The following is a 25935-nucleotide window of genomic DNA, read 5'->3' on the forward strand; positions in this document are numbered from 1 at the left end:
GGCCGACTGCTCAACCGGCAGCGGGTGTTTCGTTCACGGTGATTCCGAGTCTGGGCAAGGTTGCGATCCCTGTCTAGGCTCACCTCTCTGTGACCTCACGTGTACTGATGAGCCCGCCTTCCGGCGGTGACGGTGTGACCGGGCAGGTGGTCGACGCCTTCGCCGACGAGACCGACGACGAGCGTCGGCGTCGGCTTCGGACGGTGGTGGCCGCGAGTCTGCTCGGCACCACCATCGAGTGGTACGACTTCTTCCTCTACGCCACGGCCGCGAGCCTGGTCTTCAACACCCTGTTCTTCCCGGACACGAGCACCTTTGTCGGCACCATGCTCAGCTTCGCCACCTTCGCCGTCGGGTTCGTGGTCCGGCCGATCGGCGGTGTCGTCTTCGGCCACATCGGTGATCGCATCGGCCGCAAGCGAACCCTCGCGGTCACGATGGTGCTGATGGGTGTGGCCACCGCCCTCATGGGTGTGCTGCCCACCGCCGCGCAGGTCGGCGTGCTGGCCCCGATCCTGTTGCTGTGCCTGCGCATCCTGCAGGGCTTCGCCCTCGGCGGCGAGTGGGCCGGTGCGGTACTGCTGGCCGTCGAACACAGCCCCAAACGCCGCCGCGGCCTGTTCGGCAGCATCCCGCAGGTCGGCCTGGCCCTCGGATTGGCTTTGGGCACCGGTGTTTTCGCGCTGCTTCAGGTGATCTTCGACGACGAGCAGTTCCTCGCCTACGGCTGGCGCATCGCCTTCCTGGTGAGCATCGTGCTCGTCGCCATCGGATTCGTGGTGCGGCTCAAGGTCGACGAGACCCCGGCCTTCCAGGAGGTCGATGCGCTCGCCCAGAAGTCGTCGGCGCCGCTGCGTGAGGTCGTGGTGCCGCCCAACACCCGCAACACCGTCCTCGGTCTGCTGGCCCGCTGGGGTGAGGGATCGGCGTTCAACACCTGGGGTGTGTTCGCGATCGCCTATGCCACCACCCAGCTCGACCTCGCGCGGGTGCCGGTGCTGGCGGCGGTCACCGTCGCCGCACTCGTGATGGCGGTGCTGCTGCCGGTGTCGGGTCTGCTCAGTGACCGCCACGGCCCGCGCCGCGTCTATCTGGCCGGCATGATCGCCTACACCGTTGCGGTGTATCCGGTGTTCGTGCTGTTCGGCACGGCGTCGTTGCTGTGGTTCACCGTCGGTCTGGTCGTGGTGTTCGGTGTGGTCCACGCCCTGTTCTACGGGGCACAGGGCACGCTGTTCGCGAGTCTCTATCCGACTCCGGTCCGCTACACCGGACTGTCGGTGGTCTACCAGTTCTCCGGCATCTACGCCTCGGGACTGACTCCGCTGATCCTCACCGCACTGATCGGGGCCGGACACGGGACCCCGTGGATCGCCGCGGGCTATCTCGTGGCGACCGGCCTGATCAGCGTCGTCGCCACCAAGCTGATCAGGCCGGCCGACCTGCATCTCTGAGGCCGGACCGGCCCTGGCCCCAGGAGACGGAGATCAGCCGCCGAGCGCGGTGAGGATCTCCGAGGCCTCCACCGGATGCGAGAACATCGGGTAGTCGTAGGTGATCGCGTTGTCGTGCTCGGCGACCGACGTGGCCGCGGTGCAGTCGGTCAGGGTGATCACGCGGTAGCCGTTCTCGTAGGCCGACCGCATCGTCGACTCCACACAGCAGTTGGTGAGGAATCCGCCGAGGATCACCGTCTCGATTCCCTTGCTGCGCAGGATGAAATCGATGTTGGTGGAGGCAAAGGTGTCCAGGCCGCGCTTGCCCTCGATCACGATGTCGCCGTCGGCGGGGGAGAGCTGCTCGACGATCTCGGCACCCCAGGTGCCCTTGACGAAGGCGTTGCCGTCGACGACCCCCTTGAGGATGCCGTACGGATGACGGGTCAGCTCGCCGTAACCGGGGGCGAAGGTGATCGGGGCGTGCATCACGGTGACCCCGGCGGCACGCGCCGCGGCGGCCACCGCGGTGGTGTTGTCGAGCATCCCGGTCTTGTCCATCACCTCGGCCACCGCGTCGTGCAGGACGCCGCCGGGGCTGGTGAACTCGTTCTGGTACTCGATCAGCACGAGTGCGGTGGTCGCGGGATCGAGGGTGAGTGCATCGGCCATGAGGTCCTCCGTCGACAGTCGTGTGCGCGGGTCGTCGTGTGGTGCAGGACATGATCTGCGCCACACCCGATTGAAGTCGCTGTCCGGGTCCACCGCAAGCCGCGCGCGACCGGCCGAATCCTGAGACCATGACGGGCGTGACCGATCACGGCCGAGAACGGTTGGCAGAACTGGCGCGACGTACCGGGGTGGCCACGAGCTACGTGGGATGGGACACCGACACACATGAGGTCTCCGACGAGACCCTGATCGCGGTACTCGGCGCGCTCGGCGTCGACGCCGGTGACGACGAGCGGATCGGGCAGGCACTCGCCGAACTCGACGTCGCACCCTGGCGGGCGTTCGTCCCGCCGGTCACCGTGGTCACCGAACACGACGACGCGTGGTTCTGGATCCATGTGCCACACGGAGATCCGGTGGACGTGCGGATCCGGACCGAGGGCGGTGAGCTCCGCGACGCCCATCAGCTCGACCACTGGTGGGACCCGCGCGACGTCGACGGCACCCTGGTCGGTCGGGCGACATTCGCGGTGCCCGGCGACCTCGAGCCCGGCTACCACACGATCGAGGCCACCGATCCGGGCCGTGGCGGCACGGCGTCGGCACCCCTGATCGTCACACCGCGACGGCTGTCCACCGCCGACGACCTCCTCGGGTCGCAACGGTGGGGGATCGCGACCCAGCTCTACAGTGTGCGTTCGGCCGGGTCGTGGGGGATCGGCGACTTCGCCGATCTCGCCGCGATGGCCGAGATCGCCGGTGCGACCCACGGTGCCGATTTCATCCAGGTGAATCCGCTGCACGCCGCGCAGCCGCGTCCGCCGGTGGAGGCCTCGCCGTACCTGCCCACCACCCGCCGGTTCGTCAACCCGATCTATCTGCGCGTCACCGACATTCCCGAGCTGGCCGAACTCCCCGACCACAAGCGGGCGCGCGTCGGCCGGCTCGCGAAGAAGTTCGTCACCGAGAACACCTCTACCGAAAAGATCAAGCGCAACAAGGCGTTCCGTGCCAAACTCGCCGCTCTCGAGCTGATCTACGAGGTGCCGCTGAGCAAGGAGCGCAAGCAGGCCTACCGCCGGTTCCGGATGCGCGAGGGTGACGGGCTGCGCGACTTCGCGACCTGGTGTGCCCTGGTCGAGAAGTACGGCCTCGAGTCACCCAAATGGGAGGGGGTGCTCACCGATCCGGCGGAGGTCCGGCGCCGGCGCCGCAAGGTGAAGGACCGCGTCGGGTTCTACACCTGGCTGCAGTGGTTGTGCGACGAACAGCTGGCCGCGGCGCAGCAGACGGCGCTCGCGTCGGGGATGAGTATCGGGGTGATCGCCGACCTCGCGGTCGGTGTGGGACGGCACAGCGCCGACGTCTGGATGCTCGGGGACGTCCTGGCGACCGGGGCGTCGGTGGGCGCCCCGCCGGACGGATTCAGCCAGCAGGGCCAGAACTGGAGTCAGCCGCCGTGGCATCCGATTCGACTGGCACAGGCCGGATACGAGCCGTTCCGCGACATGATCCGCACGGTGCTGCGCCATGCCGGCGGGCTGCGCGTCGACCACATCCTGGGCCTGTTCCGGCTGTGGTGGATTCCCGAGGGCAACTCCGCCGCCGAGGGCACCTACGTCCACTACGACCACCAGGCGCTGCTGGGCATCCTGGCGCTCGAGGCGCAGCGAGCGGGTGCGGTGATCATCGGTGAGGACCTCGGGGTCTTCGAGCCATGGGTGCAGGACACCTTGCGCGACAGGGGAATCCTGGGGTGCTCGATCCTGTGGTTCGAGCACGGGCCGTATGCGCCGATCCCGCCGGAGAACTACCGGGAACTGTGCCTGACATCGGTCACCACACACGATCTGCCGCCGACCGTCGGCTACCTCGCCGGCGACCACATCGCCCTGCGGGACCGACTCGGACTGCTCACCGAGAGTGTCGACGACGAGCGGGCACGCGAAGAACGTGACCGGGATGCGATCCTGGCGCTGGCCGTCGAACGGGGGCTCTGGTCACCGGACATCCCGCTCACCGATGAACGGACCGTCCTCGCGCTGTACCGGCTGATCGCCTGCAGTCCCTCGGTCCTGCTCGGCGTGGCGCTGGTGGATGCGGTGGGGGAGCGGCGGATCCAGAACCAGCCCGGCACCGACTCCCACCAGTACCCGAACTGGCGTATTCCGCTCGCCGACGACGAGGGGAAGCCGGTGACCGTCGAGGACCTCGCCACCGATCGCCGCCTCGCCGCGCTGGCCGAGGCGTTGAAGGAGTCGGGGGTCGGATAGTCCGCGCGTGCGGACGTGGCCGTCACCGGGCCGAACGTTTCTCCGCCACCGCCACCAGCACCATCGCGATCACACAGAGCACACCGACACCGATGTTGAAGGCCACCCCGGCGTCGACCAGACCCCAGTGCGATGCGGCGATGCCCTGGCCGATGATCGGGATCGACAGCGCCACATAGACCACCACGAAGTAGGTGGAGGTCACCTCGGCGCGGCGGTCCTCCGGGGCGGCGGTGACCACCGCGGCCAGTCCCTTGCTGAACGAGATGCCCTGCCCGACACCGGCCACCACGGCACCGGTGAGGAGCAGGGCCAGGGATGCGGTGGCCAGGCTCGCCGCCACCACGCCCACCCCGACGGTCAGGATCGCGCAGCCGGCGATCAACGACGGCGCGGTCGGCAGGCGCCGGCCGACGATCTGGGTGAGTGCCGAGGTCCCCAGCAGCAGCGCCACCACCGCCCCGGCCACGAAGTGGTTGTCGATGCCGATCACCTGGGAGACGAACGACGGTGCCACCGCGGTGAAGGTTCCCATCACCGCGAACCCGGCGAACCCGGCGATCGCCGGACCGGCGAAGATCGGCCGTACCTCCGACGGCACGGACAACCGCTGCACCGACAGCTCACGGTCGGCCGTCCACCGCAGCGGCTCGGTCATGAACCAGATCCCGGCACCGATGATCGCGAGTGCGACCAGGTCGACGGCGAACACCAGGGACAGGGGAGCGGGCGCGTACTGGGCGAGCAGCCCGGCGACCAGCGGCCCCAACCCCAGACCGCCCACGTTGGCCGCGGTCGCCACCGCCGGGGCACGCGATCGCCACGACGACGGCGCCAGCTCGATCACCGCTGCGGTGGCGGCACCGGCGTAGATCCCCGCCGACAGCCCAGACACCACACGCCCGGTGAGCAGCCCGACGATGTCGTCGGAGGTCAGGAAGATGAGGGCGCTGAACGCCGACAGCACCGCGCCGGCGAGCAACAGCGGGCGTCGCCCGACGACATCGGACCACCGGCCGAAGACGACCAGTGCCGCGATCACCCCGGCGGCGTAGACCGCGAAGATCACCGTCGTGGTGGTCACGCCGAAGTGGAGTTCGGAGCCGTAGATCGAGTACAGCGGGGTGGGCAGGGTGGTGCCCATCATGACCACCAGGAAGGCCGCCACCGCGGCCGCATAGGCGCGTCCCCCGGTCAGCGGACGTCGTCGGGGTGCACGTCGGGAGGACGGCGGGGCCGAGTGGCCGGTCCGGTCGGTCGATGCCATGCCCAACCCAGCGTCGCGGGCCGCACGCCTATTCCGTGACATCTTGTCGACGATATCCGGCGGGTCGGGTACGTGCCGATTGCCAGTTTGTGACATGGCGCGCCGACACCTGGGCACCCGATGTCCGGATCCACTAGAGTCGCCAGTCATGCAGAGTGTCGAGCCGCGGATTCTCGCGACCACATCCCGGATGCCCTTCGCCGTCGACGAGATCCACAAGCTCGGTGAGACCAAGCGCTTCCTGATCGCCAGCGACACCTTCCGCGCCGCACCGGGCAGCCACTCGCGGGGCGCCAAGAAGCACATCACCGTGCCGGCCCCCACCCAGGAGACCGAGGCGTTCGTCGACAAGGTCATCGAGACCATCGACGCCGAGCAGATCAACTGGCTGCTGCCGATGTTCGAAGAGGTCTTCTACCTCGCCGCACACCGCGATCGGATCGCCGAGGGCCGCGACGTCGAGCTGTTCTTCCCCGACCTCGAGACCCTGCGCAAGGTGCACGACAAGGTCAGCTTCGCGCAGCTGTGCAAAGACCTCGGGCTGCCGGTCGCCGAGACCCTGACCGCCACCGACGACGAGCAGTTCAAGGCTGCGCTCGGCCACTGGGAACACTGGTTCGCGCGGGCCGCGTTCGGTCGTGGCGGCCTCGACATCGCCACCAACACCGGCCCGCTCGCCGGTGAGGCCGACGTCGACACCATCCACCCCAGCGCCGACGACCCGTGGCTGGTGCAGGAGTTCCTCAAGGGTGTCGACCGCTGCAGCTGGAGCGTCGTCCACCACGGCGAGGTGGTGCTGCACGCGTGCTACGAGCATCCGCTGACCATCGACAACCGCGGCGGCATCATCTACGAGTCGGTCGACTCCCCGGAGTCGCTGGAGACCGCGCAGCGCATCGCCCGCGAGCTCAACTGGCACGGCCAGATCAGCTTCGACTACCTGATGACCGAGGACGGCGTGCACCACATGGTGGAGTGCAATCCGCGCCCCACCGCCGGCTGCACCGTCGCCACCGCCGAGGAGTTCGACACCGCGCTGTTCAACCCGGGTGAGCTGGTCGTCGTCCCGGCCGGACGCAAGAAGATGATCAAGGCCGCGGTGCTGCGTGATGCGCTGATGCATCCGTCGCGTGCCGCCGCCAACTTCAAGGCCGCCAAGGGTGCGACCGGCGTCTACGACCAGAGCAAGGACCACATGCCGCTGCTGTACTCGGCATTGTCGTTGCAGCACATCTTCGCCTACCGCAAGCATCTCGGCATGAACAAGGACAAGGGTGAGACCCTCGTCGCCACCCAGTTCTTCGACGTCCTCTACGACGGTTCGCCGATCAGCTGACCGACGCCACCGGCGGGGACGGCCCCGCTGGTGACCGAGGGGGTTACCCCACGGCCGATCTGCGATTACCGTCACCAGGTGATGGCACTCATGGGGGCTGGGCGGATGCGACCGGACAACGAGGTACTCATCGTCGGAGCGGGCTTCGGCGGGATCGGCGCGGCGATCGAATTCGCCCGCCTCGGCATCGACGACGTCGCGATCGTCGAGCGGGAGGACGATCTCGGCGGCACCTGGCATGTCAACCACTACCCGGGACTCGCCGTCGACATCGCCTCGGTGACGTATTCGTATTCGTTCGAACCCAATCCGTTCTGGTCCCGACTGTTCGCACCCGGCCCGGAACTCAAACGGTACGCCGAGCATGTCGCCGAGAAGTACGACCTGACCCGCCGGATGGAGTTCGGGACGTCGGTCACCGGAGCCCGGTGGGACGACGAATCCGGGCTGTGGACGGTGAGCACCGCCGACGGTGCCACCCGCACCTGTCGATACCTGGTGACGGCCACCGGATTCCTGTCCCAGCCGTCCACCCCGGACTTCCCGGGCATGGACACCTTCACCGGAACCGTCCTGCACACCGCCGCCTGGGACGACTCCGTCGATCTCACCGGCCGACGCGTCGCGGTGATCGGGACCGGCGCCACCGCCGTCCAGCTCATCCCGGAGGCGGCGGAGGTCGCCGCCGAACTCACCGTCTTCCAACGCACCCCGATCTGGGTGGTCCCCAAGATCGACTTCCCGATCCCGCGGGCCGTCCAACGCCTCTTCGCCCGGATTCCCGCGACGCAGCGGGCCGTCCGGCTGGTCAACACCTCCCTGCTGGAGATGCTGATGGTGTTCGGCGTGCTGCACTTCCGGCAGGCCAGACTCGGGAACAAGGCCGGTGCGTTGCTGGCGAGAGCACATCTGCGTGCGCAGGTGTCCGACGCCGACCTGCGACGCCGGCTGACCCCGCACTACGACCTCGGCTGCAAGCGACCCACGTTCTCCAACAGCTACTTCCGTGCCTATACCCGCCCCAACGTGACCCTCGAGACCGACGGGATCGGGCGGATCGAACCCGATGCCGTCGTCACCGGCGACGGCCGTCGAATCGAGATCGACACCCTCGTCCTGGCCACCGGATTCGACCTGTGGGACACGAACTTTCCCGCCTTCGAGATCGTCGGCCGCGATCAGCTGAGCCTGGGCGCCTGGTGGCGTGAATCGAGATTCCAGGCATACCAGGGCATCACGATGCCCCGATTCCCGAACCTGTTGTCGCTCAACAGTCCCTACTCCTACAGTGGACTGTCGTACTTCACCACCATCGAGGGTCAGATGCGCCACATCGGGCGACTCTTCGGCGAACTGCGCCGCCGCGGCGCGTCGACCTTCGAGGTCACCGGAGAGGCCAACGACGCCTTCCTCGACGAGGTCACCGACCATCTCGCCGACTCGGTGTTCTACCTCGGCAACTGTGCGGGCTCGCACAGCTACTACTTCAACCATCAGGGCGAGGCGGCCCTGCTGCGGCCCAACGCCACCCTGACCACCCTGCGTGCGATGGACACCTTCCCGCTCGACGACTATCGGTTCCACTGAACGGACTCTCGGCCCTGTTCGGTGACGGCCGCGGCGACCTACGGTGGTGACATGCGCGCATGGGCAGTCAACCGACCCGGTCCGATCGAGAGCGGTCCGCTCGACCTCGTCGACAAACCCGTCCCGGTCGCCGGCCCCGGCGAACTACTGGTCGCCGTCCACGCCTGCGGGGTGTGCCGCACCGATCTGCATGTGAGCGAGGGCGATCTCGCGGTACGCCGCCCCGGGGTGACGCCCGGCCACGAGGTGGTCGGCGAGGTCGCCGCCGTCGGCCCCGGCGCCGAAGCGGCCGGCCTGACGCTCGGCGAGAGGGTCGGGGTGGCATGGTTGCACCACACCGACGGCACCTGCTCCTACTGTGTCCGTGGTGCCGAGAACCTGTGCCCGGCATCGACATACACCGGCTGGGACGTCGACGGCGGTTATGCCGAGTACGTCACCGTCCCGGCCGGCTTCGCCTACCCGCTACCGGCAGGCATCGACGACGTGACACTCGCACCGCTGCTGTGCGCCGGGATCATCGGCTATCGGGCACTCAAACGTGCCTCGCTGCCCCCGGGCGGTCGGCTCGGCCTGTACGGATTCGGCGGCAGCGCGCACCTCGCCGCCCAGATCGCGATCGCACAGGGCGCCCGGGTACACGTGATGACCCGCGGTGCGCAGGCCCGGGAACTGGCCCTGTCGCTCGGTGCGGCATCGGCCGGCGACGCCTACGACAGCCCACCCGAACCCCTCGACGCGGCGATCACCTTCGCGCCGGTCGGTGAACTCGTACCGGTGGCCATGCGGGCCCTCGACCGCGGCGGCATCCTGTCCATCGCAGGCATCCACCTCTCCGACATCCCGGCTCTCCACTACGAGCAGGAACTGTTCTACGAGAAGGAGATCCGATCGGTGACCGCCAACACCCGCGCCGACGGCCACGAGTTCCTGGCGCTCGCCGCCGAATACGGTGTCACCGCCACCACCCACGCCTACCCACTCGACCACGCCGACACCGCCCTCGCCGATCTCAAGGCCGGAAGATTCGACGGAGCCGCAGTCCTGACCGTTTGAGCGGCGCCCGGTGCTTGTCTGCGCCGACTTCGTCGTCGCGTGCCGTGCGCCTTACCGCCCGTCTTCCCTCCTCATCGCCTCGGTCGCAAGCTCCTTCGCTCTTCGTCAGTCCAGACAGGCGACGGCGCCCGGTGCTTGTCTGCGCCGACTTCGTCGTCGCGTGCCGTGCGTGGCACGGTGGTTGAGCCGTGAGGAGCGTAGCGACGGTGCGTGTCGAAACCTCTGTCGGCCGAGTTCGTCGGCCGCCCACCTGGTTTGGTGGTTGAGCCGCGAGGAGCGTAGCGACGATGCGTGTCGAAACCTCTGTCGGCCGGGTTCGTCGGGTGACCACCGCCGACCACCGCCACCGCCACGGCCGACCACCACCGATGGCTACTCCGCACCCACCGGTGCCAGGAGATCGGGTCCGTTGTTGGCGACGCGGTTGACCAGCGGCGCGACCTCACGGATGTCGATCGCCTCGGCGATCTCCTCGCCCGGCGGGGCCAGCAACTCCGACGGGGCACGGTGATCGGGATCGAGCCAGGCGTCCCAGTTCGCAAAGGGCATGATCAGCGGCATCCGATCGTGCACCTCGCGGAGGTGGCCGACGGCATCGGTGGTCAGGATCGAACAACTCAGCAGCGGTGCGGCGTCGGGGTCGGAGCGGTCGTGCCACACCGACCACAGTCCCGCCATGAACAGGCGGGTGCCGTCGTGCGGCGACATGAAGAACGGGATCTTGGTGGGCTTGCCCTTCGCATCGGGCGGCCCGGGCTTCCACTCGTACCAGCCGTCCATCGGCACCAGACACCGCTTGGAACGCACCGAGTTGCGGAACGAACTCTTCTCCGCGGCTGTCTCGGCGCGGGCGTTGAACAGCAGCGGACCCTTGCCGAGCTCCTTGGCCCACGACGGCACGAGTCCCCAGCGCATCGCGCGGACACGCAACAGCGGATCGTCGTCGGGATCGTCGGGGGAGTGGCGTTTGACCACGGTCATCACCGACGTCGTCGGCGCGACGTTGTAGTTCACCCCGGGGGAGCGCACCGCGGCAGCCCTGTTGTCGCCGTCGGCCCCGTCGCCCGCCGGGTCGAGGGGCGCAGGCACCTCGTTCACCGCGTCGATCTCGGCCGCGAGCTTCGCCGGGTCGGTGGTCACCGCATAGCGTCCGCACATGCCACCCATGGTGGCACGCGCCACCGACGACGGCCTCAGGCGCAGATCTCGGCGGTCACCGCCCCGGTGACCGCGACGAGGTCGGCCGGTGTCAGCTCCACCTCGAGCCCGCGTCGGCCGGCGCTGCACAGCACCCGCGGCCAGGTGAGCGCCGAGGCGTCGACGACGGTCGGCAGCGACGTGCGCTGGCCGATCGGCGACACCCCGCCGAGCACATATCCGGTCGACCGGGTCACCGCCTTGGCCTCGGCCATCACCGCCTTCGACGCTCCGAGTGCGGCCGCGGCCGCCTTCAACGACAGCTTCTGCGGCACCGGCAGCACCGCGACGGCCAGGTGATCGCGGGCCCCACCGCTCACCGAGATCACCAGCGTCTTGAAGATCTGTGCGGGTTGCACCCCCAGCGTGGTGGCCAGGGCGTCGACCGCCTCGGCGCCATAGGCGTCACTGCGGGGGTCGTGGGTGTAACGGTGCACTTCATGGGCGATGCGGGCCTTGCCGAGTGCGGCGATGGCGGGGGTGGCGGCCACGGACTCTCCTGCGCGATGTCTGACACGAATCGGAACAATTGTCGCCGTCGAGGTGTTGTGACCAGCAGTCGGGGCCCAGACGACCCGGTCGGGGTACACCAATTCGAGCACAGCGGAAGGCGGGTGCAGGCGTGGGCGCAGAGACACTGCTCGATCCACCTCGCGCGGTCGGCGACAGGCGATCGGTAGACTTGATCGACATCATCGGACGGCCCGACGGACCGTCCCCAGGCGTCATCACCGAAGGGATCGCAGTGACCGAACCCGACCCCGCCGCGCCGCAGCAGGCCGATCAGGGGCACCCCGAGCAGGTGGAGGGCGATCAGGCGGAGGCCGGCCACGGCTCGGCCGCGCCGCGCCGCGCCGACCCCGACGAGACCGCCGCGGAGCTGACCGAGCGTTTCGAGCGCGACGCGCTGCCGCTGCTGGACCAGATGTACGGCGCCGCCCTGCGGATGACGCGCAACCCGGCAGACGCCGAGGACCTCGTCCAGGAGACCTACGTCAAGGCGTTCTCGGCGTTCGCGTCGTTCCGTGAGGGCACCAACCTCAAGGCCTGGCTGTACCGCATCCTCACCAACACCTACATCAACGGGTACCGCAAGAAGCAGCGTCAGCCCGCGCAGTACCCGACCGACGAGATCACCGACTGGCAACTCGCCGCCACCGCCGAACACACCTCGACCGGACTGCGTTCGGCCGAGATCGAGGCACTCGACGCCCTGCCCGACGACGAGATCAAGGATGCGCTGCAGGCGCTGCCGGAGGACTTCCGGATGGCCGTGTACTACGCCGACGTCGAGGGCCTGCCCTACAAGGAGATTGCCGAGATCATGGATACGCCGATCGGAACGGTGATGTCGCGACTGCATCGTGGCCGCCGACAACTGCGTGGGCTGCTCGCCGACGTCGCCCGCGAGCGCGGGTTCAACCGGTCGGCCACCGCCAAGACCGCCAAGAGCGAGGTATCCCGATGACCGATCGTTCCGGCGTACTCAAGCCCTCCGACGACGATCCCGAGTTCACCTCGCTGGACTGCTCTGCGGTGATCGCCGACGTCTGGCTGCTCCTCGACAACGAGTGTGACCCGGGTGCCCGCGAACGCCTGCAGGGACACCTCGACAACTGTCCGTCGTGCCTGGCCCACTTCGGGATCGAGAGCCAGCTCAAGGCACTGATCGGGCGCAAATGCGGTGGTGACCACGCCCCTGCGGGTCTGCGCGACCGGCTGCGTGTGGAGATCCGCAAATCGGTGACGATCACCGAGACGTACTACTCGACCGGTGGCGACGCCGCTCCCTGAGCGGCCCCGGACAGACGAAGAGCCCGGACGGGTTGTCGGTGTTCCGACATCTCCGTCCGGGCTCTTCTCGTCTGTTGCCGAGCGCGGGGCTCAGGCGTTCGGACGACGGCCGTGGTTGGCTGCATTCTTCTTGCGTGCGCGCTTCTTGCGTCCCCGCTTACCCATGAGGGGCCTCCTTCGTCGAGTTGTACCCGACGATTGTCCCACGTCGCCCCACCGGATCGAGAATCGCCCACCCGTGCGGGCCGGCGCCGGCGGTGCACCGGCGGACCGGAGCCCGACGGCGGTGGGCTACGTTATGTCCATGACAGGAGTCGTCGACGCCGGCCGCGCGGTGCGCTGAGGCCGATCCGACATGTCCACCCTGGCCGATCTGCTGGCCGAACACACCACCCTGGCCGACCATGCCGCGGCCCATCTGCAGCGCCTCGTGGCCGAATGGCAGCTGCTCGCCGACCTGTCGTTCGCCGACCTGTTGCTGTCGGTGCGCACCGACGAGGGCGAGGTCGTCACCGTCGCCCAGTGCCGCCCCAACACGGCCTCGACAGTCTTCCCGAACGACGAGGTCGGCACCGTCATCGAGCCGCGGGCCAACCCGCAGGTGCTGCGGGCCCTGGCGACCGCGCGCATCGTCCGCGACGAGGACCCGGCGTGGATGGGCGCCATGGCGATCCGCCGCGAGGCGGTTCCGGTGGGATACGAGGGCCGGGTGATCGGCGTGCTGACCCGCGCGGTCGACCTGACCCACCCGCGACTGCCGTCGCCGCTGGAACTGGCCTATCAGGACTCGGCGAACGACCTGAGTCAGATGGTCGCCGACGGCACCTTCCCGCTGCCCGAGGGCAATCCCCGGGGGCTGTCGACGCCGCGCGCGGGTGACGGTTTCATCCGGCTCGACGAGCGTGGCATCGCCGTCTACACCAGTCCCAACGCGTTGTCGGCGTTCCATCGGATGGGGTGGACGTCGGAGTTGTCGGGGACCCGGCTGTCGGAGGTCGCGGCCTCGCTGCTGACCGATCCGTTCGAGTCCGAGGATCTCGGCATCATGCTCGACGGCGCGGCCGGCGTCCACGAACCACCGGCCGGGCCGTACCGCGACATCGGGATGCGGATGGAGGTCGACGCGAGCCGCGCGACCGTACTCATCCGGGCGGTGGGCCTGCGTCCGGGCGGCCGGAGCTCGGGTGCAGTGGTCCTGATCCGTGACGTCACCGAGGTCAAACGTCGCGATCTGGCATTGATCAGCAAGGACGCGACGATCCGCGAGATTCACCATCGGGTGAAGAACAACCTGCAGTCGGTGTCGGCGTTGCTGCGGTTGCAGGCGCGCCGGACCCCGAACAGCGAGGTGCGGGTGGCGCTGACCGAGGCCGTGCGCCGGGTCGCCTCGATCGCCCTGGTCCACGAACTGCTCTCCGGCAGTGTCGACGAGGAGGTCGACATCGACGAGGCCGTGGATCGTCTGGTGCCGATGCTCGTCGACGTCGCCTCGGGGGAGAGCCCGATCACGGTGCGGCACAACGATCGCATCGGTGTGCTCGCGTCCGACCGTGCGATGCCACTGGTGATGGTGCTCACCGAATTGATCCAGAACGCCATCGAACACGGCTTCGCCGAGCCCAAACCCGATGCGCGCATTGACATCGAGGCAGACCGTGATGTGCGTCGCCTACGTATCGCGCTGCGTGACAACGGCTCCGGGCTGCCCGAGGGTTTCGACCTCGCGTCGTCGAACCAATTGGGGCTGCGGATCGTGCAAACCCTCGTCTCGATCGAACTCAGCGGCGAGGTGACCGCCGGTCCGAACCCTGCCGGACCGGGAACCGAAGTGCTGGTGACCATCCCGGTGTGAGGCGGGATCGCTGTTGCCCCAACCCCGGACGGGTGCCGTCGACGGCCGGGGCAACAAAAAACCCGGCCGTGGCCGGGTCTCTTGTGCGCCGCCGGTGGAGGACGGCGTGGGTACTCGCTAGACGCTGCTGCGGGTACGGGTGCGTGCGGTGCGACGCTTCAGTGCACGACGCTCGTCCTCGCTCATTCCGCCCCAGACGCCTGCGTCCTGGCCCGATTCCAGGGCCCACGACAGGCACTCGGCGGTGACGGGGCAACGCGCGCAGACGAGCTTTGCGTCGGCGACCTGGGCGATGGCCGGACCGCTGGTTCCCACTGGGAAGAACAGCTCCGGATCCTCGTCGCGACAGATGGCCTTGTGACGCCAGTCCATTACTTCTCCTTCAGGTGCTTTGCGCACCACTCGAAAACCTCTATGCGGGTGGTTGTGGCTGTAACCGATAGTTCACGCGGAGGCACCGAATGTTTCCGCGTTGTTGCTTGTGAATACTTTCACGAATCCAGACGAAGTCAATGGGCTTCGGTTAACACGTGGGCAATATCACTGTCGGTGGAGCGCCCTTGGCGGGGGGCGGTGGGTCAGCTCGAACCACGATGATCTACTATACGCTCGATCCTCGGTTCAGGTGGGCGAATTCTGCAGGTCGGAACCCGTCGTCCGGCATGATCAGGCCAAGCAGGTGTGATGAGTTCCACCACAGCAGTGGCTCCGGTCACAGCCGTCCGGGATGTCCGGTTGGCTCACTTCGGGTCGATTGTCCCGTTCTGAGGGAGGGGTGCGACCACGTCCAGGGCATCGGGACGATGGTCGAAACGGATCGCCGTGTGCGCGCCGATGTAGTCGCCATCCATCTGGACGTCGAGGGGTTCGTCGGCGCTGAACTCCACCCATTCGACGTCGTCGGTGCGGAACAGATGCCGGGCCTTGGGGTTGCGGTGGGTCAGCAGCCGGGTGGCCAGCGGGAGATTGGCCATGACGCCGGTAGAAGTGGCGGCGAAGACGCCGAGGCGGGTGTCGAATCCGGTTGTCGGATTGGTGCGGATCTCCCGACTGCCCAGGTATGTCCAGGGGCTGGTGTTGCTGACAAAGGCGAATCGCACGTTCTCGAGCGGCTTGTCGTCGGCGGTGGTGACCGTGAAAGTCTTTGTGTCCGAGGCGTTGCTGAAGAAGCTGCGCACGGTGGTCCACAGATACCGCGCCGGTGTGGCGGCCTTGCAGGCCTGCCGCTTGTCCTCCATCGCGTGGACGATGATCGCGTCCATGCCCATACCGGCGTTGAACACGAACCAGCGGTCGGCGGAGTGGCCCAGGCCGATCCGACGATGCTCGCCGCGGTCGAGCAGCTCGATCACCTGACGTGTCGCCCGCAACGGATCCCGGTCGATGCCGAGGGTGCGCGAGAACACGTTGGCACTCCCGCCGGGGATCACCGCGAGCATCGGCAGCCGGTCGCGGGGCGGGGCGGACGGTGCGCCGAGGAGGCCGTTGACCGTCTCGTTCACCGAGCCGTCGCCACCGTGCACGATCACCGCGTCGTAGCCCTCGGCGGCCGCCCGGGCCCCGAGTTCGCCGGCGTGACCGCGGTGTGTGGTGTGCTCCACATCCACCGGAAAGTGTGAGCTCAAGGTGTTGACCAGGGCATCACGACCCGCGGGGCTGGTCGCGGTGGCGAACGGATTGACGATGAGCATGACGCGCACGACTCCTGAGGATATGGGGTGAGCGGTCGCTTCGCGCAGGCGGCGTCGTTGTGACCGCGTGTCCGGGTGCCGCGCGTCGCCCGTCGTCGCAATCCGTCGTCACCCCTGAAACCGGGGGAAAGTGTTCCTCCCCGAGGTTCGTGACCGCTCTCGATGCCGCTCGTCACCCCTGAAACCAGGGGAAAGTGTTCCTTCCCCGAGGTCTGTGACCGCTCCCGATGCCGTTCTCCCTCCCTGAAACCAGGGGAAAGTGCTTCTTCCCCGAGTTTCGACGTCTTCCCCGTGTTGCAACTCGGGGACGATGGCGAAAGTAGGGGAAGGTGACTTTCCCCTGCTTTCGGGCGTTCCCCGGGTTTCGGGCGTTCCCCCACTTTCGGGCGTTCCCCCACTTTCGGGCGTTCCCCGGGTTTCGGGCGCTCCCCGGGTTTCGGGCCAGAGGGGGCGCTGCGGGGCCTCGTCGGCGTCGGAGAGGTCGACGACGGCTCAGGTGCGCAGAGCGTACGTGCGCACACCTTCTACTCTGGACGGGTGAGCAAGAGCAAAGACCCGGAGAACGACGCGGGGACCGAGGCCGTGGAGGCGCCGCCCACCCAGATCCGGGTGGCAGGTGCGCTGACCACGTTCGAGGGTGCGGTGGCGTTGATCTTCGCGGTCGTCCTGGTGATTCGTGAGATGGCCGGCCATCACGAGGACTTCATCAGCGGCTACGGCACCGCCCTGTGGTTCGGCATCATCTTCGGTGGCGTCCTGGTGGGCGGCGTGGCGCTGCTCGTCGGCCGCCGCTGGGGCCGCGCGATCTCGCTGGTCGCCCAGTTGTTGCTGCTCCCGGTGGCCTATTACCTGTTCACCAGCGGTCAGTCGATCTTCGCCGTCCCGCTGGCCCTGCTCGCCCTGACCACCCTGGTGATGCTGTTCACCCCGGCATCGCTGCGGTGGATCTCCGCCGACCTGGTCGAGGACGACGCCCCGCCCCGCCCGCCGTCATCGGGACGTCCCGGCGGCAGCAGTCCGCGGAGCGGGGGCTCCGGGAAGGGACGTCGATCCAGGTGAGCGTCCTGCGCTCACGGTGATCGGTGGGGCCGGTAGGTCCGTGCGGCGGCGGTACCGGCCGTAAGGTGGGGTGCATGACGCGCATTCTCGCGATTGCGAACCAAAAGGGTGGGGTGGCCAAGACGACGACCGTGGCGTCGTTGGGTGCGGCTTTGGCGGATCTGGATGTGTCGGTGCTCGTCGTGGATCTCGATCCGCAGGGGTGTCTGACGTTCTCGCTCGGGCATGATCCCGACCAGCTCGAGCGGTCGGTGCACGACGTGCTGCTGGGGGACGAAGAGATCGCCGACGTGTTGCTCGACACCGAGGACAACGTGACGCTGCTGCCGGCGACGATCGATCTCGCCGGTGCCGAGGCGCTGCTGTTGATGCGTCCGGGGCGGGAGTACGCGCTCAAGCGGGCGCTGGCCGAGGTGGCCGAGGACTTCGACGTGATCCTCATCGACTGCCCACCGTCGCTGGGGGTGCTGACCCTCAACGGGCTCACCGCCGCGCACGAGGTGATCGTCCCGCTGCAATGCGAGACGCTCGCCCATCGTGGCGTGGGCCAGCTGCTGCGGACGGTCACCGAGGTCCAGCAGATCACCAATTCGGACCTGACCATGCTCGGCGCGGTGGCGACCATCTTCGACGCCCGTACCACCCACAGCCGCGATGTGCTGTCCGACGTCGCCGACCGTTACGGTCTGCCCGTCCTCGACCCGCCGATCCCGCGGACCGTCCGGTTCGCCGAGGCGTCGGCATCCGGCTCGTCGGTGATGCGTGGCCGAAAGAACAAGGGCGCCATGGCATACCGTCAGCTCGCGGAGAACCTCCGCAAGTACTGGGATGCCGGGGAACCGGTCCGTACCTTCGACCCGAGCTGACCTTCGGGCGGATCGCGGTGGGCCCTGTCAGCCGGCGGGGCCGTACACCTCGATGGTCGGGCCGCGCTGTTCCACCACCGAATCGCCGGCCACCCGCAGGCTCACCGTGCCACCGGTGTATCCCTCGCGCTTCAGCGCGATGGTCCGGACCGGTCTGCCGGTCGCGGGATCACGCACACTGACCCCCGACGGTCCCGGGAGCAGCAACTCCCCGGCCATCATCTCGCCGGGACCCAGCGTCGAGGGCACTAGGTAGCGCGGACGTAGCGACTGCGCGTCGAGCACCACGGTGGCGGTGCCGGTGAAGTAGGTGATGACCCCGCCGGAGGTCAGCGGGATGCTGTCGGCCGGGGGTGCTGGGTTGCCCTGGACGATGTCGGTGCCCGCCGGTGCGCCGTCGGTGTCGAACAGTCGGATGGTGGGCCTGCTCGGGGCGGACGCGTTGGTCCCGCCGTCGTAGACCGCGATCGCCGACCCGCTCATCGCGATGACCACCGGGGGTGGGCCGGTCGCGATGTCGGTGATCAGCGACGACCCGTACTGGGTGACCTTCTCGTTGCTGTCGAGCAGCGCCCCGAGCACGGTCAGCCGGTATCCGGGATCGTCGGCGCAGCGTTCGATCACCGCGAGGCGATCGCCGGAGATGGCCGAGGAGAACAGGGTGCAGTCCGTCCGGCCGGGCTGCACGTCGGGATTGACCGGGGCGGTGACCCGGCCGTACTCGATGCCACGGACCAGATTGGATCCCCACGTCTCCAGCCGGCCGGGACCTTGCGCCAGCACATAGCCGGAGTCGGTGACCAGATGCAGGGTGTCGTCGGCGTCGCTGGTCCGGTTGCCGACGCGGCGCCCGGTGCCGCCGTCGAGGGCGGTGACCTCCGAGCATCCACGGGAGTTGCGATAGACCGCGAGTACCTCGTCGGCACTGTTCGGCCACGCCGCCGCGGCGGTGCACAGCGGGATGTCGCGGGAGTAGCGCCACACCTGGTGCCCGGTCTCCGGGTCACGGCCGGTGACCTCGCCGCCGTCGGCGGTGACGATCAGCGACTTGGTGATCGCCGGGGTGCCGGTGGCCACCGACGCCGCATGCCAGCGGGCGACGAAGGCGGCCGGTACGACGTCGGCAGGTGCGAACGCCGGGGAGTCCGATGCGGCCTGGACGTCGTCGGCGTGGCGAGCGGGAGAGACGTACCAGACCGCCACACCGGCGACGACGAGCACCACGACGATGACAGCGCTGACCATCAGGTCGACGCGGGTCCTGCGTTCCGGTGTGATCGGTGTCCGCACCGGCGGTTCCTGATGCTCGGTTGGCGTCGAGATCGCTTCTTCCCCTGAGTTATTCGGCGGCAGCCGCGGCCGGGGTGCTCTCGTCTGCGCTCTCGGTGGTGCCGGTGTCCCCACCGCTGCGGCGGCGGGCGCCACCACGACGACGGCGCCGGCGACGGGGTGCGCCGTCGGTGCCCTCACCGTCGCTCTTGCCCTCGGCTGCGGAACCCTCGGCTGCGGTGTCCGGGGTGGTGACCGCGGAGTCGGCGGCTGCGTCGCCGGTGTTCTCGGCCGCATCGTCGTTCACCGTCTTGCCGCCACGGGTCCGACGACGGGTGCGGGTACGGGCCGGACGCTCGGCCCGGGGACGTCGCTCGCCCTCGTCGGACTCACGCTCACGCTTGGGCTTGGCGATCCGCCCGGTCGCCGACTCCGGGATACCGAGCTCCTCACGCAGGTGCTCGGAGGTGGAGTAGGTCTCTGCCGGGGCGGGGACATCGAGCTTGAGGGCGTTGTTGATCAGCTCCCAGCGGTGCAGCTCATCCCAGTCGACCAGGGTCACCGCGGTACCGGTACGTCCCGCGCGTCCGGTGCGGCCGATCCGGTGCACGTAGGTCTTGTCGTCCTCCGGGCACTGGTAGTTGATGACGTGGGTGACGTCGTCGATGTCGATGCCGCGGGCGGCGACATCGGTGGCGACGAGGACGTCGATGTCGCCGTTGCGGAAGCGCTTGAGCGCCTTCTCGCGCGCGACCTGGCCGAGGTCGCCGTGCACGGCACCGACCGCGAACCCGCGCTCGGCGAGGTCGTCGGCGACCTTCTGAGCGGTCCGCTTGGTGCGGGTGAAGATCATCGTGGCGCCGCGACCCTCGGCCTGCAGGATGCGTGCGACCAGCTCGGCCTTGTCCAGGGCATGGGCGCGGTAGACGTACTGCGTGGTGCGCTCGTGCACCGCGGAGTCGTTGGCGTGCTCGGCGCGGATGTGGGTCGGCCGGTTGAGGAAGGTGCGGGCAAGGGTGACGATGGGGCCCGGCATGGTGGCCGAGAACAGCATCGTCTGCTTGTCGGCGGGCAGTGCCGAGATGATCCGCTCGATGTCGGGCAGGAAGCCCAGGTCGAGCATCTCGTCGGCCTCGTCGAGCACCAGCACCGAGACCTTGCCGAGGATCAGATGACCCTGGTTGGCCAGGTCGAGGAGGCGACCGGGGGTGCCGACGACGACGTCGACGCCGGCCTGCAGCTCGGAGATCTGCGACTCGTAGGGGCGGCCGCCGTAGATCGCGGTGATCCGGATCCTGCGCTCGGTGCCGTCGGCGAGGGTGACGTCGAGTTTGCGGGCGGCCACCTCGAGGTCGCCGGTGACCTGCAGGCAGAGCTCGCGGGTCGGGACGATGATCAGCGCCCGCGGCGTGGTGTCGAGGGCGCGCACCCCGGTGTCGGCGGCGTTGGCCAGCCGGTGCAGCAGCGGGACGCCGAAGCCGTAGGTCTTGCCCATGCCGGTGCGGGCCTGACCGATGAGGTCGTCGCCGGCCAGCGCCAGCGGCAGGGTGAGTTCCTGGATCGCGAAGGTGTGGGTCTTGCCGTCGTCGGCGAGCGCCTCGACGATCTGGGGGTCGACGCCGAGCTCGGCGAAGGTCGGCGAACTGTGGGTCTCGTCGACGATGGTCGTCTGCACGTCTGATTCGGTTCCGGTATCCGTCATGTGGTTTTCGTGTGCCTTTCGTATCTGCTCGAGCACGCACGAAAGGCTCCACATGACCGCGAGCGCCGGGAATCGACGTATCTCGCGGGCCGTCGCGCGGCCGTCGGGGGCCGCGTCGGACGGCGGGTGTGGGCTCGAAGTGCGCGCACAATGCCGGGTGGTCCGCGGTCGCGGGGCAGTCGGGCTGCCGGACATCCACGTGGGTGGAACGCAACGTCCGCGGTACTACACCGACCATCAGTGTACGTGGTGGCCTCGGCGGACCCGTTACCATCAGTGCATGTCGCCGTCTGCCGATGCGTCCGAGCCCCTCCCGACATCCTCGATCGACCCGGACGACGGTGCGATCGCCAAGCTCTTCGCGGTCCTGCTCGCCGGCGAGTACGCCGCCTTCTACCGCCTTGTCGCCGAGTCGTCGATGGCCCCGGACGAGGATGCCGGCATCGCCATCGCCCGCATGGCCACCTCGGAGTTCGGACACTACGAGATGCTCGCCGAGCAGGTGACGCGACGCGGACTCGACCCGGTGGACTCGGTGGTGCGCTACCGCAAGGTGTTCGACCAGTATCACGATGCGACGACCCCCAAGACCTGGCTGGAGGCGCTGGTCAAGGCGTATGTCGCCGACGGCCTGGCCGCCGATTTCTACAACGAGCTGTCCCAGATGCTGCCCGCGTCGGTGCGTGAGGTGGTGGCGTCGGTGATGGCCGAGACCGGCAATTCACAGTTCGCGCGGGACCACGTCAACGCCGCGATCGCGGCCGATCCCGACCTGCGTTCCCCGTTGACGCTGTGGGGCCGACGCCTGCTGGGGGAGGCGGTGACCCACACGCAGTGGGTGCTCGCCGCCGAGGACGACGTGATGGATCTGCTGTTCGCCGGGGCGTCGTCGCTGCACGGCGTCGCCGACTTCTTCGAGACGGTCTCGGCACGGCATGCGCAGCGGATGGCCGATCTCGGTCTCGGCTGAGACCGGGTTGCGGCCGGGTCCCGGAGGCCGCGGACACCGGCGCGTGCGGTCGACAGATCGGACCTGCGGGCCGCGCTCGTCTCCGGGGATGCGGTTCAGCCCATAGCGGAGCGGCTGACATCGGTCGGCGACGCTGGATTAACCTGGTTCGGCGAGCGGATGTTCGGCGACGATGCGTCACCGTCGAGCCCGCGCACGAGCTCCAACCACAACCGAAGGGTGGCCATGACCGTTGAAGTGAAGATCGGCATCACCGACAGCCCGCGCGAACTGTCGATCGCCTCGGCATTGCCGGCCGAGGATGCACTCGCCGCGGTCGAGGCCGCACTCGCCGGGAAGCAGGAACTCCTGGTGCTCACCGACGACCGCGGGTCGCGGTTCCTGGTGCCGGTCACCAAGATCGCCTACGTCGAGGTCGGCGCCGCCGAGGGACGACGGGTGGGCTTCGGTTCCTGACCGGTCGCGTTCACCGCAGACACCGACGGCTGCCGGTTCCCCTCACGGGGACGGCAGCCGTCGGTCGTTTCTGTGCTCGTCGGGCTCGTGCGCCGGCCGGGTCCTCCGGTGCGCCGGGTTCGGTGTCAGTCGGCCTGACCGTCGTCGACCGGGGCGACGACGACCGGATCACCGAAGGAACCGCCGGGCTGCATCGGCACGTGCGACAGCCCGCCCCACAGCAGGGCGACGGTGGTGTCGACGGCCGTCTGCTTGTCGATCGGCCGCTTGGCCTCGAGCCAGTAGCGGGCGTTCACCTGGCTGGCACCCACCAGCCCGGCCGCCAGCATCCGCGACCGGTAGGGGTCGAGTCCGGAATCCTGCATGACCAGCCCGTACACGGCGTCGACGCAGGCCTCGGTGGCGCCCTCGGTGCGGCGGATGACCGCAGGGTCCATCACATCCGACGCGAAGATCAGCCGGTAGCCGGAGTTGTCCAGGTCGATGAAGTCGAAGAACGCCTCGACCGCCGCCCGCACGCGCTTGCGGTTGTCGGTGGTGGTCAGCAGGGCCTTGTTGACGTCGGCGACGAGCTTTTCGGCATGCGAGTCGACCACGGCGATGTAGAGGTCGAGCTTCGACGGGAAATGCTGGTACAGCACAGGCTTGCTGACGCCCGCGTGGATGGCGATCTCGTCCATCCCCGCCGAGTGGTATCCGCGTTCGACGAAGATCTCGCTCGCGGCTTCGAGCAACTGCATGCGCCGTGCGCTCCGAGGGAGCCGGGTTCCGTTTCGCCCGGAGGAGGCCTTGGCGGCTGTAGACATGGTTCGAGGGTACTCGGGGGGTGACGCCGATCGGCGGCGGCATCGTCGCGGTTGGGGCACGGTTCCCGGTCCGCCGGAACGATGTCCTCCGTGGTATTCGTGCCATCCTGTGAGAAGGTGTGACACGTGAGCCGCACAGAAGATGCGCCCGGGAACGAGTCGAAGGACCCGGGGGCGTTCCGCACCGAGGGGCGGGTCCGGGCCGGGGAGGCCGGACCGCGGACCGCACGTGGTGGGTCGGGGCGGGTCGGGTCGGGGGATGTACCGAGACGACCTCGTCCGCTTCCCGATCAGCCGCTGCGGGCCCGCTGGGATCCCACCGACGAGGTCGGGCGTGCCCGGGGCGACCGCGGTCGGGATTCCGCCGGTGACGACGCCGATGAACCGCAGCCGAATGCGCTGCGACGATTCGTCGCGACCTACGGCTGGCGGGCGTATGCGATCCCGGTGCTGGTGGTGCTGACCGTGATCCTGCTCGTGTTCACCATCCGTGACTCCGACGACGGGGGAAGTGCGTCCGAGGTGGCGCCCGATCCGTCGGCCCGCAATGCGCTCGTGACCGAGGAGACCACCCCGATCGGTGCACCGACCGGGCAGATCCAGGAGGCGCAACTGACCGCCGGCGTCCTGCCGCCGGGAGGCGCGTTCACCGTCGCCGGGAAGAAGACCTTCCACGTGGTGCCCGGCACCACCGGACAGGTCGGGACCGGGGGACAGGCCTACACCTACACCGTCGAGGTGGAGGACGGCCTGAACGGGCAGGACTTCGGTGGTGACCGGTCGTTCGCGAAGATGGTCGACACCACCCTGGCCAACGACCGCAGCTGGATCGGCGACGGCAAGGTCTCGTTCCGGCGGATCGACCGGGGCGAGCCGGACCTACGGATCTCGCTCGGCTCCACCGGGACCACACGGGAACTGTGCGGATACCAGATCAAGCTGGAGACGTCGTGCTTCTATCCCCCGGACAAGCGGGTCACGCTCAACGAGGCCCGCTGGGTCCGTGGGGCGCTGTCCTATGCCGGTGACGACGTGGCCTACCGGCAGTACCTGGTCAACCACGAGGTCGGTCACGGTATCGGGTACGAGCACCACGTGCCGTGTCCGGCGAACGGGGCGCTCGCGCCGATCATGATGCAGCAGTCCTTCGGGACCGCCAACGCCCAGATCCTGGCGCTCGACCCCGACATCAAGGCCGACCCGGCCTTCGTGTGCAAGCCCAACCCGTGGCCGTTCCCCGGACATTCGCCGACCTGACGAGACCCGTCCGCGTGACTCATGCGGACCGGGCGCACGTGGGGAATGCACCACCACGGGGCATCGTTGACCCTGCCAGTCGGTCGCATCCCCGCGGCCTGATCCGTCGTCGATGATCGGAGACAGCTGTGTCGTCCTTGCCACCGCTGGTTGAGCCCGCGGCCGAACTGTCCAACGAGGAGGTCGCCCGCTACAGCCGGCACCTGATCATCCCGGACGTCGGGATGACCGGACAGAAACGACTGAAGAATGCCAAGGTCCTGGTGATCGGGGCCGGTGGCCTCGGCTCGCCGACCCTGCTCTATCTGGCCGCAGCCGGTGTCGGGACCATCGGCATCGTCGAGTTCGACGTCGTCGACGAGTCCAATCTGCAGCGCCAGGTGATCCACGGACAATCCGACGTCGGACGGCCCAAGGCCGAGTCCGCACGCGATTCGATCCGCGAGATCAATCCGTTCGTGACGGTGAACATCCACGACCAGCGCCTCGAGCCCGAGAACGCCGTCGAGCTGTTCTCCCGCTACGACCTGATCCTCGACGGCACCGACAACTTCGCCACCCGCTATCTGGTCAACGACGCCGCCGTCCTCGCCCACAAGCCGTACGTGTGGGGATCGATCTACCGGTTCGAGGGTCAGGCGTCGGTGTTCTGGGAGGACGCCCCGGACGGCCGTGGAATCAACTACCGCGACCTCTATCCGCAGGCCCCGCCGCCCGGGATGGTGCCCTCGTGCGCCGAGGGCGGCGTGCTGGGCATCCTGTGCGCCTCGATCGGATCGATCATGGGCACCGAGGCGATCAAGCTGATCTGCGGCATCGGCGAGCCACTGCTCGGTCGGCTGATGGTCTACGACGCCCTGGACATGACCTACCGCACCATCCGGATCCGCAAGGACCCCGACGGCGCGAAGATCACCGAACTGATCGACTACGAGGAGTTCTGCGGTGTCGTCTCCGACGAGGCGGCGCAGGCTGCGGCCGGATCGACGCTGACGGCCACCGAACTCAAGGACAAGATCGACGCCGGTGACCGGATCGCCCTGATCGACGTGCGGGAACCGGTCGAGTGGGACATCGTGCACATCGACGGTGCCACCCTGATCCCCAAGGACCGCATCCTGTCGGGTGCGGCGCTCGCCGACATCCCGCAGGACCGTCCGACGGTGCTCTACTGCAAGACCGGGATCCGCTCGGCCGAGGCCCTCGCCGCCCTCAAACGCGCGGGCTTCTCCGACGCCAGGCATCTGCAGGGCGGGATCACCGCCTGGGCGAGCCAGGTCGACAAGGAACTGCCGGTCTACTGAGTCGCCGCCCCGAAGCGGTGTGCCGGGATCGCGGCCGGGCGGGCCCGCCCGGACCGGTGTGGCCGGGGCGCGTCACCGCGTCGTT

Annotated in this window: 23 protein-coding genes; 14 read left to right on the forward strand and 9 right to left on the reverse strand. The window is 68.6% G+C overall.

Annotated elements, in window-relative coordinates; translation table 11 throughout:
- Positions 1–107 precede the first annotated feature (107 nt).
- Positions 108–1454 carry an MFS transporter gene (locus Q9K23_RS20235; RefSeq protein ID WP_053778142.1) on the forward strand — a complete coding sequence of 449 codons (1347 nt, stop codon included), beginning with the start codon at positions 108–110 and terminating at the stop codon, positions 1452–1454.
- 33 nt (positions 1455–1487) lie between these two features.
- Here the strand turns inward: Q9K23_RS20235 and Q9K23_RS20240 are convergent, their stop codons facing one another.
- Positions 1488–2108, reverse strand: a complete 621-nt coding sequence (locus Q9K23_RS20240; RefSeq protein WP_053778131.1) for an isochorismatase family cysteine hydrolase — start codon at positions 2106–2108, stop codon at positions 1488–1490.
- A 128-nt stretch (positions 2109–2236) separates the two neighbouring features.
- On the opposite strand from Q9K23_RS20240, the gene malQ reads away from it, so the two are divergent.
- Positions 2237–4381 carry a 4-alpha-glucanotransferase gene (malQ, locus tag Q9K23_RS20245; protein WP_187343566.1) on the forward strand — a complete coding sequence of 715 codons (2145 nt, stop codon included), beginning with the start codon at positions 2237–2239 and terminating at the stop codon, positions 4379–4381.
- A gap of 22 nt (positions 4382–4403) precedes the next feature.
- Here malQ and Q9K23_RS20250 read toward each other — a convergent pair whose 3' ends face one another.
- On the reverse strand, positions 4404–5648 hold the full coding sequence (locus tag Q9K23_RS20250; RefSeq protein ID WP_053778130.1) for an MFS transporter: 1245 nt from the start codon (positions 5646–5648) through the stop codon (positions 4404–4406).
- Positions 5649–5796: 148 nt separating this feature from the next.
- Here Q9K23_RS20250 and Q9K23_RS20255 point away from each other — a divergent pair, with 148 nt between their 5' ends.
- The 3 genes from Q9K23_RS20255 (at position 5797) to Q9K23_RS20265 (ending at position 9627) form a co-directional block, all read left to right on the forward strand.
- Positions 5797–6984, forward strand: coding sequence for an ATP-grasp domain protein (locus Q9K23_RS20255; RefSeq protein ID WP_020791164.1), 1188 nt, complete (start codon positions 5797–5799; stop codon positions 6982–6984).
- Positions 6985–7089: 105 nt separating this feature from the next.
- The gene (locus tag Q9K23_RS20260) at positions 7090–8571 is read left to right on the forward strand and encodes an NAD(P)/FAD-dependent oxidoreductase (protein ID WP_053778129.1); all 1482 of its coding nucleotides are present in this window, start codon (positions 7090–7092) and stop codon (positions 8569–8571) included.
- Between the two features lie 51 nt (positions 8572–8622).
- On the forward strand, positions 8623–9627 hold the full coding sequence (locus Q9K23_RS20265) for a zinc-binding alcohol dehydrogenase family protein (protein ID WP_305950259.1): 1005 nt from the start codon (positions 8623–8625) through the stop codon (positions 9625–9627).
- Positions 9628–9999: 372 nt separating this feature from the next.
- On the opposite strand, the gene Q9K23_RS20270 is transcribed toward Q9K23_RS20265, so the two are convergent.
- Together Q9K23_RS20270 and ybaK are read right to left on the reverse strand one after the other, a co-directional pair.
- A complete protein-coding gene (locus tag Q9K23_RS20270) occupies positions 10000–10785 on the reverse strand; it encodes an SOS response-associated peptidase (protein WP_053778128.1) in 786 nt (261 codons plus the stop codon).
- A gap of 35 nt (positions 10786–10820) precedes the next feature.
- On the reverse strand, positions 10821–11315 hold the full coding sequence (ybaK, locus tag Q9K23_RS20275) for a Cys-tRNA(Pro) deacylase (protein ID WP_053778127.1): 495 nt from the start codon (positions 11313–11315) through the stop codon (positions 10821–10823).
- A gap of 311 nt (positions 11316–11626) precedes the next feature.
- Here ybaK and Q9K23_RS20280 point away from each other — a divergent pair, with 311 nt between their 5' ends.
- The 3 genes from Q9K23_RS20280 to Q9K23_RS20290 all read left to right on the forward strand — a co-directional run bounded on the left by Q9K23_RS20280 (position 11627) and on the right by Q9K23_RS20290 (position 14470).
- Complete coding sequence (locus Q9K23_RS20280) at positions 11627–12292, forward strand: sigma-70 family RNA polymerase sigma factor (protein WP_053778141.1); 666 nt, start codon at positions 11627–11629, stop codon at positions 12290–12292.
- Positions 12289–12618 carry a mycothiol system anti-sigma-R factor gene (rsrA, locus tag Q9K23_RS20285; protein WP_020793571.1) on the forward strand — a complete coding sequence of 110 codons (330 nt, stop codon included), beginning with the start codon at positions 12289–12291 and terminating at the stop codon, positions 12616–12618. The genes Q9K23_RS20280 and rsrA overlap by 4 nt, the downstream gene beginning before the upstream one ends.
- 355 nt (positions 12619–12973) lie before the next feature.
- Complete coding sequence (locus tag Q9K23_RS20290) at positions 12974–14470, forward strand: sensor histidine kinase (protein WP_020793567.1); 1497 nt, start codon at positions 12974–12976, stop codon at positions 14468–14470.
- A gap of 117 nt (positions 14471–14587) precedes the next feature.
- On the opposite strand, the gene Q9K23_RS20295 is transcribed toward Q9K23_RS20290, so the two are convergent.
- Both Q9K23_RS20295 and Q9K23_RS20300 read right to left on the reverse strand, forming a co-directional pair.
- Positions 14588–14842 carry a WhiB family transcriptional regulator gene (locus Q9K23_RS20295; RefSeq protein ID WP_006330074.1) on the reverse strand — a complete coding sequence of 85 codons (255 nt, stop codon included), beginning with the start codon at positions 14840–14842 and terminating at the stop codon, positions 14588–14590.
- 368 nt (positions 14843–15210) lie between these two features.
- A complete protein-coding gene (locus tag Q9K23_RS20300; protein WP_053778126.1) occupies positions 15211–16161 on the reverse strand; it encodes a diacylglycerol kinase family protein in 951 nt (316 codons plus the stop codon).
- Between the two features lie 537 nt (positions 16162–16698).
- Here Q9K23_RS20300 and Q9K23_RS20305 point away from each other — a divergent pair.
- Positions 16699–17220 carry a hypothetical protein gene (locus Q9K23_RS20305; RefSeq protein ID WP_053778125.1) on the forward strand — a complete coding sequence of 174 codons (522 nt, stop codon included), beginning with the start codon at positions 16699–16701 and terminating at the stop codon, positions 17218–17220.
- Positions 17221–17294: 74 nt separating this feature from the next.
- Positions 17295–18086, forward strand: a complete 792-nt coding sequence (locus tag Q9K23_RS20310; protein WP_053778124.1) for an AAA family ATPase — start codon at positions 17295–17297, stop codon at positions 18084–18086.
- Positions 18087–18113: 27 nt separating this feature from the next.
- Here the strand turns inward: Q9K23_RS20310 and Q9K23_RS20315 are convergent, their stop codons facing one another.
- The gene (locus tag Q9K23_RS20315) at positions 18114–19331 is read right to left on the reverse strand and encodes a hypothetical protein (protein ID WP_053778140.1); all 1218 of its coding nucleotides are present in this window, start codon (positions 19329–19331) and stop codon (positions 18114–18116) included.
- A gap of 94 nt (positions 19332–19425) precedes the next feature.
- Complete coding sequence (locus tag Q9K23_RS20320) at positions 19426–21057, reverse strand: DEAD/DEAH box helicase (protein ID WP_053778123.1); 1632 nt, start codon at positions 21055–21057, stop codon at positions 19426–19428.
- 280 nt (positions 21058–21337) lie between these two features.
- On the opposite strand from Q9K23_RS20320, the gene Q9K23_RS20325 reads away from it, so the two are divergent.
- Positions 21338–22027 (forward strand): ferritin-like fold-containing protein, encoded by a 690-nt coding sequence (locus Q9K23_RS20325; RefSeq protein WP_053778122.1) that lies wholly within the window; start codon positions 21338–21340, stop codon positions 22025–22027.
- 225 nt (positions 22028–22252) lie between these two features.
- Entirely contained in the window at positions 22253–22483 is a 231-nt protein-coding gene (locus Q9K23_RS20330; protein ID WP_059037508.1) for a DUF3107 domain-containing protein, read from the forward strand.
- A 125-nt stretch (positions 22484–22608) separates the two neighbouring features.
- On the opposite strand, the gene Q9K23_RS20335 is transcribed toward Q9K23_RS20330, so the two are convergent.
- Positions 22609–23289, reverse strand: a complete 681-nt coding sequence (locus Q9K23_RS20335) for a TetR/AcrR family transcriptional regulator (RefSeq protein ID WP_053778121.1) — start codon at positions 23287–23289, stop codon at positions 22609–22611.
- A gap of 297 nt (positions 23290–23586) precedes the next feature.
- Between Q9K23_RS20335 and Q9K23_RS20340 the strand changes: the two genes are divergently transcribed.
- Positions 23587–24546, forward strand: coding sequence for a DUF3152 domain-containing protein (locus Q9K23_RS20340; protein ID WP_053778139.1), 960 nt, complete (start codon positions 23587–23589; stop codon positions 24544–24546).
- Between the two features lie 128 nt (positions 24547–24674).
- Positions 24675–25850: an adenylyltransferase/sulfurtransferase MoeZ gene (gene moeZ, locus Q9K23_RS20345; protein WP_053778120.1), complete on the forward strand. Its 1176-nt coding sequence runs from the start codon at positions 24675–24677 to the stop codon at positions 25848–25850.
- The last annotated feature ends 85 nt before the right edge of the window (positions 25851–25935 follow it).

Origin of the sequence: Gordonia sp. NB41Y (genome assembly GCF_030718915.1) — a bacterium.
Taxonomy (GTDB): domain Bacteria; phylum Actinomycetota; class Actinomycetes; order Mycobacteriales; family Mycobacteriaceae; genus Gordonia; species Gordonia desulfuricans.

What these genes read in the sequence shown, in the direction of transcription:
- malQ (WP_187343566.1), top strand. Translation starts at nt 2,237, where the DNA reads ATGACGGGCGTGACCGATCACGGCCGAGAACGGTTGGCAGAACTGGCG.
- Q9K23_RS20330 (WP_059037508.1), top strand. Translation starts at nt 22,253, where the DNA reads ATGACCGTTGAAGTGAAGATCGGCATCACCGACAGCCCGCGCGAACTG.
- Q9K23_RS20295 (WP_006330074.1), bottom strand. Translation starts at nt 14,842, where the DNA reads ATGGACTGGCGTCACAAGGCCATCTGTCGCGACGAGGATCCGGAGCTG.
- Q9K23_RS20300 (WP_053778126.1), bottom strand. Translation starts at nt 16,161, where the DNA reads ATGCTCATCGTCAATCCGTTCGCCACCGCGACCAGCCCCGCGGGTCGT.
- Q9K23_RS20320 (WP_053778123.1), bottom strand. Translation starts at nt 21,057, where the DNA reads ATGACGGATACCGGAACCGAATCAGACGTGCAGACGACCATCGTCGAC.
- Q9K23_RS20235 (WP_053778142.1), top strand. Translation starts at nt 108, where the DNA reads ATGAGCCCGCCTTCCGGCGGTGACGGTGTGACCGGGCAGGTGGTCGAC.
- Q9K23_RS20290 (WP_020793567.1), top strand. Translation starts at nt 12,974, where the DNA reads ATGTCCACCCTGGCCGATCTGCTGGCCGAACACACCACCCTGGCCGAC.
- Q9K23_RS20310 (WP_053778124.1), top strand. Translation starts at nt 17,295, where the DNA reads ATGACGCGCATTCTCGCGATTGCGAACCAAAAGGGTGGGGTGGCCAAG.
- Q9K23_RS20250 (WP_053778130.1), bottom strand. Translation starts at nt 5,648, where the DNA reads ATGGCATCGACCGACCGGACCGGCCACTCGGCCCCGCCGTCCTCCCGA.
- Q9K23_RS20315 (WP_053778140.1), bottom strand. Translation starts at nt 19,331, where the DNA reads ATGGTCAGCGCTGTCATCGTCGTGGTGCTCGTCGTCGCCGGTGTGGCG.
- Q9K23_RS20265 (WP_305950259.1), top strand. Translation starts at nt 8,623, where the DNA reads ATGCGCGCATGGGCAGTCAACCGACCCGGTCCGATCGAGAGCGGTCCG.
- Q9K23_RS20255 (WP_020791164.1), top strand. Translation starts at nt 5,797, where the DNA reads ATGCAGAGTGTCGAGCCGCGGATTCTCGCGACCACATCCCGGATGCCC.
- Q9K23_RS20260 (WP_053778129.1), top strand. Translation starts at nt 7,090, where the DNA reads ATGCGACCGGACAACGAGGTACTCATCGTCGGAGCGGGCTTCGGCGGG.
- Q9K23_RS20335 (WP_053778121.1), bottom strand. Translation starts at nt 23,289, where the DNA reads ATGTCTACAGCCGCCAAGGCCTCCTCCGGGCGAAACGGAACCCGGCTC.
- Q9K23_RS20325 (WP_053778122.1), top strand. Translation starts at nt 21,338, where the DNA reads ATGTCGCCGTCTGCCGATGCGTCCGAGCCCCTCCCGACATCCTCGATC.
- Q9K23_RS20270 (WP_053778128.1), bottom strand. Translation starts at nt 10,785, where the DNA reads ATGTGCGGACGCTATGCGGTGACCACCGACCCGGCGAAGCTCGCGGCC.
- rsrA (WP_020793571.1), top strand. Translation starts at nt 12,289, where the DNA reads ATGACCGATCGTTCCGGCGTACTCAAGCCCTCCGACGACGATCCCGAG.
- Q9K23_RS20240 (WP_053778131.1), bottom strand. Translation starts at nt 2,108, where the DNA reads ATGGCCGATGCACTCACCCTCGATCCCGCGACCACCGCACTCGTGCTG.